This window comes from Nocardioides sp., from assembly GCF_041393715.1.
In the GTDB taxonomy this organism is placed as follows: domain Bacteria; phylum Actinomycetota; class Actinomycetes; order Propionibacteriales; family Nocardioidaceae; genus Nocardioides.
In genome coordinates, this window is record NZ_JAWKJQ010000006.1 from 141,291 (window position 1) to 154,610 (window position 13,320).

A 13,320-nucleotide genomic window follows, 5' to 3' on the forward strand; every position below is an offset into this window, starting at 1 on the left:
CACCATCAGGACCGCAGCAGCGACTCGGCCAGCCCGGCCACGACCGGGACGATGCCCAGCAGCAGGAAGGCCGGCAGCAGACACAGGCCCAGCGGCAGCGCCGCACGCACGCCCACGGTCCGCGCTCGATCCTGTGCCTCCGACCTGCGCTCGGCGGCGAGCTCCTGGCCCAGCCTGGTCACCGCGTCGGCGACCGGAGCCCCGGTCGCGTGTGCCCGGGCCAGGCAACGGCCGAGCGCGGCGAGCTCGGCGTCGCCGCCGAGCTCCGCCCACACCAGGGCGGGGTCGGCACCGAGGCGGAGCCGCGCGACGACCGGCGCCAGCCGCGCGGACGCGGCCCCCGGAAGCGCGCCACTGACGAGCTCGAGCGCAGGCGCCGGATCGGCCCCCGCCCGCAGCGCCGCCCCGAGGAGGATCACCAGGTGCGGCAGCTCGGCGCGGGCCCGCTCCCGCTCCCGTCGTACGCCGGCCGGCTCGGCGCGCCCCGACACCCACCAGACCGCGGCCCCCAGCCCGAGGCCCAGCGCCAGGCCACGCACCCCCGGCACCCAGGTCACACCGGCGAGCGCCGCGAAGCCCGACCACAGCAGCCGGCGACGTCGGGTCCGTGCGGCGGCCGGCACCATCCGGGCGGCGTCGATCTCGGCCCGAGGTCGCCAGACCACCAGCACCAGGGCGGCCGTCGCGCACCCGGCCCACCACGCCGCCATCGTCTCTCCCGCGCCTAGCCCGACGCCTCGACCCGCGCAGCGATCGCCTCGATCCACGCCAGACCCGCGACCAGCAGGCCGAGCCCGGCCGCCGCGCACGCCCAGCCCAGGGGCTGGTGCCACAGGAACCCGACAGGGTCGCCACCGGCCCCGCCGCCCATGGCGAGCGTCGGCGCCGGCAGGAAGGCGACCAGCCGAGCCGTGGCCCGCGCCGATGCCAGCTCGGACGCGATCACCCGCCGGGTCTCACGCAGCGACCGGAGGTCCTCCATCACCACGGTGAGCGCCCCGGTGAGACCCTGCCCGGTGCGGTGGGCGACCTGCCAGGCGGCACCCACCAGGGCCAGATCGCCCGCGCCGGGCTCGTCCGACAGCGAACGCAGGGCCGCGGGCACGTCGGCTCCCAACGCTGCAGCCTCCGCAGCCGGCCCCAGGTGCGGCCACTGGCCGGCGGCCTCGCGCAACGCCGTGACCGGCGGTTGCCCGGCCGCGAGCTCCGCGGTGAGCACCCCGCACGCCTCCAGGACCCGGACACTGCGCTCCTCGGCGGCGCGACGGCGACGCGACATCCGGATCACCGACCACGCCGCGGCGGCCGCCACGCCCAGCAACAGCAGCACCGGCAGCCAGGACGGCCGACCCAGCCACACCACGACCGCCACCGCCCCGACCGCCCACAGCCAGCGGCCCCGCCCCAGCCGTGTCTGGGCTCGAGCGCGTCCCGACAGGACCACGGCGGCGCCGACCGCCCCCGCCGCCACGGCCGCAGCCGTGGTCATCCGAGGCGCTCCTCGAGCACGGTCGCAGCAGGCCGACGGCCCAGCCGCCCGTCGACCAGCTCGTAGGCGGTGGCCATCGTCACCAGCCCGTCGGGGGCTCGCACCGGCACCGCCACCTGCTGGAGCCGGCGCACTCCGTCGGCATCGCGCCCCAGGTGCAGCACCAGCTGCACCGCCGAGGCGAACTGGCTGTGCGCGGCCTCGCGCCCGAGACCGGCCGCCAGGGCGAGCGCCTCGACCCGGGTGGGCACGTCGGCCGCGGAGTTGGCGTGGAGGGTGCCGCAGCCGCCCTCGTGCCCGGTGTTGAGCGCCGCGAGCAGCTCGACCACCTCGCCACCACGGACCTCGCCGACCACCAACCGGTCGGGACGCATCCTCAGCGCCTGCCGGACCAGCGCCCGCAGCGGCACCTCCCCGGCACCCTCGAGGTTGGCCGGTCGCGCCTCCAGGGTGACCAGGTGAGGGTGGTCGGGCCGCAGCTCGGCGGCGTCCTCGACCACGAGCAGCCGCTCCTCGGCCGGCGCCCGCGCCAGGAGGGCCGCCAGCAGCGTGGTCTTGCCGGAGCCGGTGCCACCGGACACCAGGAACGCCAGGCGGGCGGTCACCACCGCGTCGAGCAGGCGCAGCCCGCCGGCGGTGAGCATCCCGCGCTCGGCCAGCTCGTCGAGGGTGAAGACGCGCGGGGAGGGCACCCGCAGCGACAGCAGCGTGCCGGGACCGGCCACCGGAGCGAGGACGGCGTGGAACCGGGTGCCGTCGGGCAGCCGGACGTCGACGAACGGGGCCGCGTCGTCGAGGCGTCGGCCGCCGGCTGCCGCCAGCCGCTGGGCCAGCCGACGCACGGCCGCCTCGTCGGGGAAGCGCACCGCCGCCGGCTCCAGCCCCGAACCGCGGTCCCAGAACACCTGGTCGGGGCCGTTGACCAGCACGTCGGTCACCCCGGGCTCGCGGAGCAGCGGCTCGAGCGGGCCGGCGCCGAGCACGTCACGGCGCAACGACTCATAGACCTCCAGCACGGTCGCGTCCCCCACGGGACGGCCCGACTCCCGGAGCGCCTCCGCGACCCGGTGCGGGGTCAGCGCCCCGGGGCTGCGTGCCAACCGCTCGCGCACCCGCTCGACCAGGCCGGAGTCGGCCTCGCCCTGGATGCCGCGCCCCGACACGCTCGCGGTGCTCACGCGGCCGCCCGGCCCACGCCCTGCGAGAGCACCTGCTCGGCGGCCTTCGCGAGGGCACTGCGCCGGCCACGCACCGGACCCAGGCCGACGTCGATCGCCTCGTCGAGCCCGCGCTGGTCGGGCATCGCGACCACGTCGCGGACGCCGGTCGCCCGGGCCAGGTCACGACCAGCGATCCCGCGCCCGCGCACCACCAGCGTGCGCACACCGGTCGGCAGCCGCGCGGCCACCCGAGCGGTCGACGCCGCCGCCGGCACCGTCGCGGTGGACACCAGCACCACCCGGTCGCAGCGCGAGGCCAGCTCCTCGGTCAGCGGGTCGCGGCAGCGGGGCAGGTCGAGCAGCACCGTCTCGTGGCCCCGCCGGGCCGCGGCCAGCGCCTCGCGCGCGACGAAGGCCGGCAGCGAGGCGGGTCGGCCGGGGCCGAAGGTGAGGACGCCGAGGGAGCCCGCGGCCGGCACCGCCTCACGCAGGGAGCGTGCTCCGAGCCGCCCGGTCGTCTGCTCCAGGCCCTCCCAGCGCAGCCCGTCGACGTCCTCCAGGCCGAGCATCCGGTCGAGCCCGGCCCCCTGAGGGTCGGCATCGATCAGCAGGGTCGGACCGCGGCGTGCCGCGACCTGCGCCAAGGCGGTCGCGAACACACTCGCGCCCGCGCCCCCGCAGCCCCCCACCACGCCCACCGTCAGCCCGCGCACCGCACTCGGGTCGACCAGGTCGGCGAAGGCCTCGACCAGCCAGCCGTCGGAGCGCGGCAGCTCGACGACGTCCTGGGCACCGAGCCGCACGGCGGTGCGGAAGACGTCGTCGGGCGGTGGCGCGGCCACCACCAGATGGACGTCGGGCCGGCGCGGTGGCGCGAGCCGGAGCAGCGGCACGGCAGCATCCAGGCCGACCAGCACGAGAGGAGCCGTCGTCCACGCGCGCAGGGCAACGCCCGCATCCGCCGCCACCTCGGGCGTCACACCGGCGGCAGCCGCCAGTCGGAGCAGCTCCTCGAGGAGGAGCTCGTCGGCGGTCACGAGGAGTGGAGTGCTCATGGCCTCCAGCGTCGCGACGAGGCCGACCCACCGCACCCGTCGTACGACGACCTGTGGACGACGCCCGTCATGAGGCGGCCTGTGCGCGGAACCGGGCCCGGCACCGCAGGGACCCCGCGACCGGAACCTAGACTGAGGGGCATGCCGGCCGCGGCCTTCTTCGACCTCGACAAGACGATCATCGCCACGTCGAGCTCGCTGGCGTTCACCAAGCCGTTCAAGGCCGGCGGCCTGATCGGCAGGAAGGCCGCGCTCCGAGCGGCGTACGCCCAGCTGGTCTTCCTCACCGGTGGGGCCAACGACGACCAGATGGAGCGACTGCGCCGGTTCATGTCGCAGCTGGTCGCCGGGTGGGACGTCGCGACGGTCCGGGAGGTGGTGGCCGAGACGCTCCACCATGTCGTGGAGCCGCTGGTCTACGCCGAGGCGGTGACCCTGATCGAGGAGCACCACGCGGCCGGTCGCGAGGTGATCATCGTGTCGGCCTCCGGGTCCGAGGTGGTCGGTCCGATCGCGGAGCTGCTCGGTGCCGACCACTCGATCGCGACCCAGCTGGAGATCGTCGAGGGGAGGTACACCGGCGTCATCGATCGCTACGTGTACGCCGAGGAGAAGGCCCGCGCGGTGCGGGAGCTGGCCGCTGAGCGGGGCTATGACCTCGCGGAGTCGTTCGGCTACAGCGACTCGGTCACCGACGTCCCGATGCTCTCCGAGGTCGGCCATCCCTTCGCCGTGAACCCCGACAAGGAGCTGCGCCGGGTGGCCGGGGAGCGCGGCTGGCCGGTGCTGGTGTTCCTCCGGCCGGTGACGCTGCGCAGCCGGGTGCCCGCCAAGCCCACCCTGGCCGCCCTGGCCATCGGCGGGGCGCTGACCGTCGGCGGGCTGGCCTGGATGACCGTCCGGCGGCGGCGGGTGTCGGCGTGAGGCTGTGACGCTTCAGACGGACCCGCGACACGCCGACCCATCGGCCCGCGGCAAAGTCAAGCCTTGAACCTCGCCGGGGGGCGGCGTACAAACGAAGGCAAGGAAGCACAACTCCAGACCCGCACGTGAGCCTGGTACCCACGCGGCGAACCACCCTTCTTCAGGGCGCGAGTCATCGGGATACTCCCGGGGCCGCACTACGTGAGAGTTGCACGCCTGGTAGCCACGGATCGCGTGTCAGCGGCGGCACCCGGTCCTGGTGAGCGGGTGCCGTCCGCATGTCCGGACGCCGCCGCCCCGCCGAACGCCCCACCGCTCAGTCGGTCAGCGGGCTCAGCTCGGCCGCCCGCGCGAAGGCCTCGGCGGCATAGAGCAGCCAGGCGTGCCGACCGGCGGCGCCGCCGGTCGCCCAGCCCCGCAGGTTCGACTCGTACGCCGGCCGCAGGGCGAGGTGCGCCGCCTCGGGCACCAGCACCGAGGCGGGGTCGACGCCTCGCGCGACCAGCACGAGCCGCTCGGCCGCCCGGGCCACCAGCCCGACGTGTGACTCGAACGGGCCGCTCGTCGCCAGCTCCGCGTGCGTCACCGCCGCCACCAGCAGGGCCGGCAGCCCGTCCGACGCGAGCAGCGCGGCACCCAGGGCCTGCAGCGCCCGCGCGGCCTCCGGCGAGGCCGGCCGTCCGACCCGGTCCTCGGGAAGCGTCCCCGCGGCCGCCAGCGCGTGCAGCCGCGCGAACGCCTGCACCGGGGAACGGCCGAGCACCGGCACCAGGGCCAGCAGCTCGGTGGACACCCGCAGGGACGCGGCGGCGATGTCGTCGACGACGCCGCCGCGGCAGTCCTCGACGGTCGCCGACGACCCTTCGAGCGCGGCGCTCGCCTGGGCCCCCAGCAACAGCGCCTCGACGGTCGTGTCCGGCCCGGACCGCCGCAGCCCCCGGTCGCGGAGCAGCGCGTCGACGCCGTCGCGCGCCGCGGCGTACCCCGACCCCACGCCCTCGAGCCCCTGGAGCGCCGCCCACGAGTCGACCTCGCCGCCCGCGAGCCGCCATGTCTGCATGGCCGCACACGCTACGCGGCTCCCCGATCCCGGCCGCCCGCGGAGGTAGCCTGCCCGTGATGGACGAGCACGCAGACCTCACCCGCTGGGCGCGGTCCTTCGGCCCGGTGGCCGCCGCCTACGACCGCGGCCGTCCCGGCTACCCCCGCGAGGCGGCGGCCTGGCTCGTCGGTCGCGACCGGGCCCAGGTCCTGGAGCTGGGCGCCGGCACCGGCAAGCTGACGGCCGAGCTGGTCGCGCTGGGCCACGACGTCCACGCCACCGACCCCGACGAGGCGATGCTCGCGATCCTCACCGAGCGGGTGCCCGAGGCGAGGACCAGCGTCGCGGCTGCGGAGGAGCTCCCGCTGGCCGACCGCAGCGTCGACGTCGTGGTGGCCGCCCAGGCGTTCCACTGGTTCGACCTCGACCGCGCGCTCCCCGAGATCGCCCGGGTGCTGCGCCCCGGCGGCCACCTGTCGCTGGTCTGGAACCAGCGCGACGAGCGGATCCCGTGGGTCAAGCGGCTGGGCCGGCTGATCGGCACCCAGGAGCAGGAGAGCGACCCGGCACAGCCGTTGGTGGAGTCGGGACGGTTCGGGTTCGTCGAGGAGCAGCAGTTCCAGATCTGGCAGGACGTCAACCGGGAGTCGATCCTCGACCTGGTCCGCTCCCGATCCAACGTCGCGGTGCTCGACCACGAGGCACGCGAGGCCAAGCTCGCCGAGGTGCTGGCGTTCTACGACGACTACGGCCGCGGCATGGACGGCATGCAGCTCCCCTACGTCACCCAGTGCTTCCGGGCCACCGTGCTCGGCTCGCCCGGTGCCGACGACGGGGCCGAGCACGCCGAGGGGGCTGCCGAGGGGGACCGGGAGGCGACCCCCCGGCCGGGGGACGAGCCCGGGCCGTCCGACGGCAGCGACACCGACCTGTTGCTGATCGACTTCCGCTGACCCGCCACCCGCCTCCGACCTCCTCGACACCGCGCTCCACGGCGGTTAGGTTCGGCCGATCATGACGTCGCTGTGGTCACGCGTCCTCCGCAGGTCGCACCTGGGCACCGAGGCCGACCGGGCGACGTTCCGCACCCTGCACACCGCCAGCCTGGCCTCACCGGCGCTGCGCGAGGGGCTCACCACGACCTCGGCCGAGCGCAGCATCAAGCACCTCCGTGCCCTGCTCGGGTCTCCCGCCGTCGCGCTCACCGACGACTCGCGACTGCTGGCCTGGGACGGCACCGGGGAGCACCACGCCGCGCACGCCCCGGGCCTCGCGGTGGCCGTCGGCGCGCAGGGGTCGACCCGGGTGTTCGCCCCCCGCGAGCTCCCGTGCGACGAGCCGAGCTGTCCGTGCAGCACCGCGATCGGGGCGCCGCTGTTCGTCGAGGACCGGCTGGTGGGCACGTTGCTGGTGTTCTCGCCCTACGCCACCGCCGGGTTGGTCAGGGCCGCCGACGAGGTCGCGCAGTGGGTGTCCGGTCAGCTGTCCCTGGCCGAGCTCGACGCCTCCCGCACCCGCCTGATGGAGGCCGAGGTGCGGGCGCTGCGCGCGCAGATCTCACCGCACTTCATCTACAACTCCCTCGGCGCGATCGCCTCCTTCGTCCGCACCGACCCCGACCGCGCCCGCGAGCTGCTGCTGGAGTTCGCCGACTTCACCCGCTACTCCTTCCGCAAGCACGGCGACTTCACGACCCTGGCCGAGGAGCTGCGCTCCATCGAGCGCTACCTGATGCTGGAGCAGGCCCGGTTCGGCGACCGACTGCAGGTGACGCTGAGGGTGGCACCGGAGGTGCTGCCCGTGGCCATCCCCTTCCTGTGCCTCCAGCCCTTGGTGGAGAACGCCGTCCAGCACGGCCTCGAGGGCCGGCCCGACGGCGGTCAGATCACGATCATCGCCCAGGACCGAGACCGCGAGTGTCTGATCACCATCGAGGACGACGGTGCCGGCGAGGACCCCGAGCGCGTCCGCCGGGCCCTCGCCGCCGACGCCTCCACCGACTCGGTCGGCCTCGGCAACGTCGACGAGCGGCTGCGCCGCGCCTTCGGCGAGGACTACGGCCTGGTCGTGGAGACGGGCCCGGGTGCCGGCACCAAGGTGTCGGTGCGGGTCCCGAAGTACGCCCCCGGCGTGCACCCCTGACCCTCCGGCCGTGGCGCACGGCTGACGGCGTACCTCTCCCGCGGGACGCCTCTCCTGTCATAGTGTCGACCGGACGGCAGACCCGGGAGTGCACGCATGAGCCAGACCGCAGGACTGCGGGTGCTCGTCATCGACGACGAGCGTCCGGCCCTCGATGAGCTGTCGTTCCTGCTCAAGCAGGACCCGCGGGTGCGGGGCGTGCTCACCTCCGACTCCGCGACCGAGGCGCTGCGGGTGCTGCAGGACCTGGAGATCGACGCGGTCCTCCTCGACATCTCGATGCCCGGGCTGTCGGGGCTGGAGCTGGCTCAGGTGCTCTCCCGCTTCAAGACGCCGCCGCCGGTGGTGTTCGTGACCGCCCACGACCAGCACGCGGTGGAGGCCTTCGACCTCAACGCCGTCGACTACGTCCTCAAGCCGGTCAGCGAGGACCGCCTCGCCGAGGCGGTGCGGCGGATCGTCGAGGGTCCGGGCCGCTCGGCTCCCCGCACCGACGACCAGATCGCGGTCGAGCTCGGCGGACGGACCCGCTTCATCTCTCGCGCCGACGTGCGCTACGTCGAGGCCCAGGGCGACTACGCGCGCCTGCACACCGCCGAGGGAAGCCACCTGCTGCGCACCCCGCTCACGACGCTCGAGGCGGAGTGGCGCGAGGCGGGCTTCGTGCGGATCCACCGCTCGTTGCTGGTGTCCCTGCCGCATGTCGAGGAGATCCGCACCGACTCGGGCCGGTGCACGGTGATGATCGCCGGCCAGGAGCTGGCGGTGAGCCGACGGCACACCCGCGAGCTGCGCGACCTGCTGGTCCGGCGCCACCGGCCGGGATCGTCCTCGTGACGGGGACCGGTCAGCCGCCACCGCGCGTCCGGGTCACCGCTCCGCGGTCCGACGCGCGGCGCCGTCCGCAGCTGCTGGTGCAGGAGATCGACGAGCAGACCGAGCTCGGCGAGGTCTACGTCCGGTCCCTGCTCTGGGCCCAGCTGCGACTGTCGCTGGGGATCCTGGTGTCCCTGGGCCTGATCGTCGGCTGCCTGCCACTGCTGTTCACGATCGCGCCGCAGCTGCTCGGGCGCACGCTGTTCGGGATGCCGCTGACCTGGGGGCTGCTCGGGTTCCTGGTCTATCCGGTGCTGCTGCTGCTCGGCTGGTTCTACGTCCGCCGCGCCGAGCGGCACGAGCGCTCGTTCTCCGACCTGGTCGAGCGATGAGCCATGCCGGCGGCATCACCGCGGTCGTCGTGGTCTCGGTGCTGACCCTCGGCATCGGCATCTGGGGTCTCCGCTTCTCCCGCACCACCTCCGACTTCTTCGTCGCCTCGCGGACGGTCCGCCCGGGGCTCAACGCCTCCGCCATCGGCGGGGAGTACCTCTCCGCGGCGTCGTTCCTGGGCGTGGCCGGGCTGATCCTCACCTTCGGCGCCGACATGCTGTGGTACCCCGTCGGCTGGACGGCGGGCTATCTCGTGCTGCTGGTGCTGGTCGCCGCACCGCTGCGCCGCTCGGGCGCCTACACCCTCCCCGACTTCGCCGAGGCCAGGCTCGGCTCGCGCCAGGTCCGCGCGCTGACCTCGCTGCTGGTGGTGGCGATCGGCTGGCTCTACCTCATCCCGCAGTTCCAGGGCGCCGGGTTCACGCTGCGCCTGGCCACCGGGATCGACGCCCCCACCGGCGGGCTGGTGGTCGCGACCGTGGTGCTGGCCAGCGTGCTGTCGGGCGGCATGCGGTCGGTCACCTTCGTGCAGGCCTTCCAGTACTGGCTGAAGCTGACCGCCCTGCTGGTGCCCCTGGTCTTCCTGCTGCTGGTGTGGATGGGCGACGGCTCACCGTCCCCGGCCAACCCGGTCTACGACGTCGCCACCCAGACCGGCAGCTGGGCAGACCCGCTGTCGGGGCACGGGGCCGGGGCGGCCAGCCACCCGCTGTACACGACGTACTCCATCATCATCGCGACGTTCCTCGGCACCATGGGACTGCCGCACGTGGTGGTCCGCTTCTACACCAACCCCGACGGCCGAGCCGCGCGCCGGACCACGCTGGTGGTCCTCGGGCTGCTCGGCATGTTCTATGTGCTGCCGCCGGTCTACGGCGCCCTCGGCCGGATCTATGCCGGCGACCTGATCGCCGCCGGCCGCTCCGACGCGGTGGTCCTGGAGCTGCCGTCGCGGATGATCGGTGGCACCCTCGGCGAGCTGCTCAGCGCGCTGCTGATCGCCGGCGCCTTCGCCGCGTTCCTCTCCACCTCCTCGGGTCTGACCGTGGCCGTCGCAGGCGTCATCAGCCAGGACGTCATGCAGCGATGGCTTCCCGGTGTGACGGCGTTCCGGCTCGCCGCCGTGGTCGCCGTGGTCCTGCCCTACGCCCTGGCCGTGGCCGCCCAGAACGTCGGCGTGGCGACCGCGGTCGGGCTGGCGTTCGCGGTCTCCGCCTCGACGTTCTGCCCCCTGCTCGTGCTCGGCATCTGGTGGTCGCGGCTGACCGACGCCGGCGCCTACGCCGGACTCCTCGTGGGCGGCTTCTTCTCCGGCATCGCGGTGGTGCGCACCTTCTTCAGCGTCGGCGGCTCGTCGTGGTTCTCGGCGTTCCTCGCCCAGCCGGCCGCCTGGACGGTCCCCCTCGCGTTCCTCACCATGGTCGGCGTCTCGCTGCTCACCCCGCAGCGCCGGTCGCCGCACGTGCGCACCTTCATGATCCGCCTGCACGCCCCCGAGGGCGTCCCCCTGCACCGCGGCTGACCGCGACATGCCGGAAACCGTCCCGCGAGATGCGGGAAATGGTGCCCCGACGTGCAGAAGATGGCGCGCTCAGGAGCGCTCCCACAGGTAGGGCGTGGTGGTCGTGACGGCGACCAGGCCGGAGCGTTCCAGGATCGGCCGGGACATCGCGGTGCAGTCGCTCTGGAGGTAGCGCACGCCCAGGTCCAGCGCGGCGGCGGCCCGAGCGGAGGTCAGGGCCCGGTAGATCCCCCGGCCGCGCCACCCGGCGAGCGTCGCACCACCCCAGAGGCCGGCGAACTCCGTGCCGGGGACGCGCACCAGCCGGCCGGCGCTGACCACGGCACCTCCGGCCTCGGCCAGCCACAACTGCGCCTCGTCGGTGTCGGTGAGCTCGGCGACCGCGGCCTCCAGGCTACGGCCCGGGCCGCGCCCGAACACCTCGTCCTGCATGGCCCTGGCCCGGCGGACGTCATCGGCCAGGCCGCCCCCCACCCCCGCCCGGCGTACGACGACTCCGGCAGGCAGCTCGACGGCCACGGCCAGCGCCGCCGCCTCGCCGATCATCACCGTCTCCTCCTCGTCGGCGACCAGGCCGTGGGCGACCAACCGCTCGCCGAGGTCCGCCGGGAGGTCGTGACCGCGGGTCTTCCACTCGAACCGCTCCACCGACGTCGCGTCGCGGAAGTGCGCGACCGTCTCGGCCACCAAGGCGTCGACCTCGGCGCCGGGCACCGCCGCGGCGTCGGCGTAGGTCACGAACCCCCAGCCGTCGTCGAACTCCGCCCACCACAGCGGCCCGTGCCGCTCCGCTCGGACGGCGCCACCGACCTCACCCTCGCCGCGCAGCTGCCGGTCGTAGGCCTTCAGGAAGTCGTCGCGCACCCGCGCATCATGCCGGGGGCTCGGCCGGCGGTGCCAACAGTTTCCGCGCGGCCACCGCGGCCAGCACGCCGCCGCCGAAGACCAGCACCAGGCCCGGACCGGGCAACCAGCCCTGGAACTGCACCAGCCGGTAGAGCCGGACCAGCTGCCACACGGGCAGCGCCACGGCCACGCCGGCGAAGAGCAGCGCCTGCACCCCGGCCACCCGGCGCCACGGGATGAGCACGCCGGCGATGCCGAGCATGGAGAAGTAGAACGTCCACAGCCCGGGACCGCGGATCCCCGAGATCGAGCCCAGCGACGTGGAGATCCAGGGCATGAACGACCCGAAGACCACCATCAGGCTCGCGATCAGCAGCTGACGCCGCCCCGGGTCGGCCCTGCGGCGCACGACGGGGCGGGTCGAGGGCGGTACTGAGGTGTCCTGGGCCATGCCCTCGACCCTACGGCGCCTGCTCCCTCGGCGGGAGACCACTCGTCGCCCCAGGTCGACCACTCGTCGCAAATTGTGACCCCAGCCACATCGCAGCCTTGACCGGACATCCGGCCTGGCGATGTTCTGCGCAGAACGCGCGCGGGTCGACCGGGGGACGGGCCGGCCGCGAGACGAGGTACCACTTCGACCGGAAAGGCAGTCCTATGGACCAGAGTCAGCGCCAGGAGTACTGGCGCCGCAACCTACGCCTGATGGCCAGCCTGCTGACCGTCTGGGCACTGGTGTCCTTCGGCGCGGGCATCCTCTTCGTCGAGCAGCTGAACAAGGTGAGCTTCATGGGCTTCCCGCTGGGCTTCTGGTTCGCCCAGCAAGGCTCGATCATCGTGTTCGTGATCCTGATTGCCATCTACGTGTGGCGGATGGACAAGCTCGACGCGGAGTACGGCATCGACGAGTACGAGCAGGAGGTGCACCACTCGTGAGCACCATCCAGCTCTGGACGCTGATCTTCACGGTCCTCACCTTCAGCCTCTACATCTACATCGCCTACGCGAGCCGGGTGAAGAGCACGGCCGACTTCTACGTCGCGGGCGGCGGCATCCCGGCGCCCGCCAACGGCGCCGCCATCGCGGCGGACTGGATGAGCGCCGCCTCGTTCATCTCGCTGGCCGGCATCGTCGGCCTCGCCTACAACGGCTACGGCGGCTCGGTGTTCCTGATGGGCTGGACCGGCGGCTACGTGCTGCTGGCCCTGCTGCTGGCGCCGTACCTCCGCAAGTTCGGCAAGTACACGCTCCCCGACTTCGTCGGTGACCGCTACAACGAGACCGCGCGCCTGATCGCGGTGCTCGCGGCGATCGTCGTGTCGTTCGTCTACGTCGCCGGTCAGATGGCCGGTGTCGGCCTGGTGTTCACCCGGTTCCTCAAGGTGGACACCACCTGGGGCGTCGTCATCGGCATGGCGATCGTGTTCTTCTACGCCGTGCTCGGCGGCATGAAGGGCATCACCTGGACCCAGGTGGCGCAGTACACCGTGCTGATCATCGCCTACCTGATCCCGGCCGTCGCGGTGTCCCAGAAGGTCACCGGTGTGCCGCTGCCGCAGATCGGCTTCGGCAAGATCCTCGACGAGCTCAACGGGCTGCAGACCGACCTGGGTCTCGGGTCGACCTACACGCAGGCCTTCGGCCAGATCACGATGCCCAACATGATCCTGATCACCGCGGCGCTGATGTTCGGCACCGCCGGCCTGCCGCACGTGATCGTCCGGTTCTACACCGCCAAGAGCGTGCGGGCGGCGCGCTACTCCGCCCTGTGGGCGCTGTTCTTCATCGCGCTGCTCTACACCACCGCTCCCTCGGTGGCGGCGTTCACCAAGCTCGAGATCATGCAGGAGCTGCAGAGCTTCACCGTCGCCACGGCGCCCGACTGGTTCACGACCTGGTCCGACGTCGGACTGATCACCCAGGCGGGGTGA

At 73.8% G+C, this 13,320-nt stretch carries 15 protein-coding genes; 8 read left to right on the forward strand and 7 right to left on the reverse strand.

Going from position 1 to position 13,320, the window contains the following annotated elements:
- Window positions 1-5: 5 nt before the first annotated feature.
- From R2740_RS11280 to ssd, 4 genes are read right to left on the reverse strand one after another with little or no spacing between them, the layout of a single operon-like run.
- A complete protein-coding gene (locus R2740_RS11280) occupies window positions 6-710 on the reverse strand; it encodes a type II secretion system F family protein (RefSeq protein ID WP_371302778.1) in 705 nt (234 codons plus the stop codon).
- Window positions 711-724: 14 nt separating this feature from the next.
- Window positions 725-1,489, reverse strand: coding sequence for a type II secretion system F family protein (locus R2740_RS11285; protein ID WP_371302779.1), 765 nt, complete (start codon window positions 1,487-1,489; stop codon window positions 725-727).
- Complete coding sequence (locus R2740_RS11290) at window positions 1,486-2,667, reverse strand: TadA family conjugal transfer-associated ATPase (RefSeq protein ID WP_371302780.1); 1,182 nt, start codon at window positions 2,665-2,667, stop codon at window positions 1,486-1,488. The genes R2740_RS11285 and R2740_RS11290 overlap by 4 nt, the downstream gene beginning before the upstream one ends.
- A complete protein-coding gene (ssd, locus tag R2740_RS11295) occupies window positions 2,664-3,704 on the reverse strand; it encodes a septum site-determining protein Ssd (protein WP_371302781.1) in 1,041 nt (346 codons plus the stop codon). The genes R2740_RS11290 and ssd overlap by 4 nt, the downstream gene beginning before the upstream one ends.
- Window positions 3,705-3,845: 141 nt before the next feature.
- Here ssd and R2740_RS11300 point away from each other — a divergent pair, with 141 nt between their 5' ends.
- The gene (locus tag R2740_RS11300) at window positions 3,846-4,628 is read left to right on the forward strand and encodes an HAD family hydrolase (protein WP_371302782.1); all 783 of its coding nucleotides are present in this window, start codon (window positions 3,846-3,848) and stop codon (window positions 4,626-4,628) included.
- Window positions 4,629-4,944: 316 nt separating this feature from the next.
- Here the strand turns inward: R2740_RS11300 and R2740_RS11305 are convergent, their stop codons facing one another.
- A complete protein-coding gene (locus R2740_RS11305; RefSeq protein ID WP_371302783.1) occupies window positions 4,945-5,688 on the reverse strand; it encodes an oxidoreductase in 744 nt (247 codons plus the stop codon).
- A 59-nt stretch (window positions 5,689-5,747) separates the two neighbouring features.
- Between R2740_RS11305 and R2740_RS11310 the strand changes: the two genes are divergently transcribed.
- The 5 genes from R2740_RS11310 (at window position 5,748) to R2740_RS11330 (ending at window position 10,543) form a co-directional block, all read left to right on the forward strand.
- A complete protein-coding gene (locus R2740_RS11310; RefSeq protein WP_371302784.1) occupies window positions 5,748-6,623 on the forward strand; it encodes a class I SAM-dependent methyltransferase in 876 nt (291 codons plus the stop codon).
- Between the two features lie 61 nt (window positions 6,624-6,684).
- Window positions 6,685-7,812, forward strand: coding sequence for a sensor histidine kinase (locus R2740_RS11315; protein WP_371302785.1), 1,128 nt, complete (start codon window positions 6,685-6,687; stop codon window positions 7,810-7,812).
- A 96-nt stretch (window positions 7,813-7,908) separates the two neighbouring features.
- A complete protein-coding gene (locus tag R2740_RS11320; protein WP_371302786.1) occupies window positions 7,909-8,649 on the forward strand; it encodes a LytR/AlgR family response regulator transcription factor in 741 nt (246 codons plus the stop codon).
- Window positions 8,646-9,020: a DUF485 domain-containing protein gene (locus tag R2740_RS11325; protein ID WP_371302787.1), complete on the forward strand. Its 375-nt coding sequence runs from the start codon at window positions 8,646-8,648 to the stop codon at window positions 9,018-9,020. The genes R2740_RS11320 and R2740_RS11325 overlap by 4 nt, the downstream gene beginning before the upstream one ends.
- The gene (locus tag R2740_RS11330) at window positions 9,017-10,543 is read left to right on the forward strand and encodes a cation acetate symporter (RefSeq protein WP_371302788.1); all 1,527 of its coding nucleotides are present in this window, start codon (window positions 9,017-9,019) and stop codon (window positions 10,541-10,543) included. The genes R2740_RS11325 and R2740_RS11330 overlap by 4 nt, the downstream gene beginning before the upstream one ends.
- A 69-nt stretch (window positions 10,544-10,612) precedes the next feature.
- Here R2740_RS11330 and R2740_RS11335 read toward each other — a convergent pair whose 3' ends face one another.
- Both R2740_RS11335 and R2740_RS11340 read right to left on the reverse strand, forming a co-directional pair.
- On the reverse strand, window positions 10,613-11,407 hold the full coding sequence (locus R2740_RS11335; RefSeq protein WP_371302789.1) for a GNAT family N-acetyltransferase: 795 nt from the start codon (window positions 11,405-11,407) through the stop codon (window positions 10,613-10,615).
- Between the two features lie 7 nt (window positions 11,408-11,414).
- Window positions 11,415-11,840 (reverse strand): hypothetical protein, encoded by a 426-nt coding sequence (locus R2740_RS11340; RefSeq protein WP_371302790.1) that lies wholly within the window; start codon window positions 11,838-11,840, stop codon window positions 11,415-11,417.
- A gap of 206 nt (window positions 11,841-12,046) precedes the next feature.
- Between R2740_RS11340 and R2740_RS11345 the strand changes: the two genes are divergently transcribed.
- Window positions 12,047-12,325, forward strand: a complete 279-nt coding sequence (locus tag R2740_RS11345) for a DUF4212 domain-containing protein (RefSeq protein ID WP_371302791.1) — start codon at window positions 12,047-12,049, stop codon at window positions 12,323-12,325.
- Window positions 12,322-13,320: a VC_2705 family sodium/solute symporter gene (locus R2740_RS11350; RefSeq protein ID WP_371302792.1), complete on the forward strand. Its 999-nt coding sequence runs from the start codon at window positions 12,322-12,324 to the stop codon at window positions 13,318-13,320. Before R2740_RS11345 ends, R2740_RS11350 begins: the two co-directional genes overlap by 4 nt.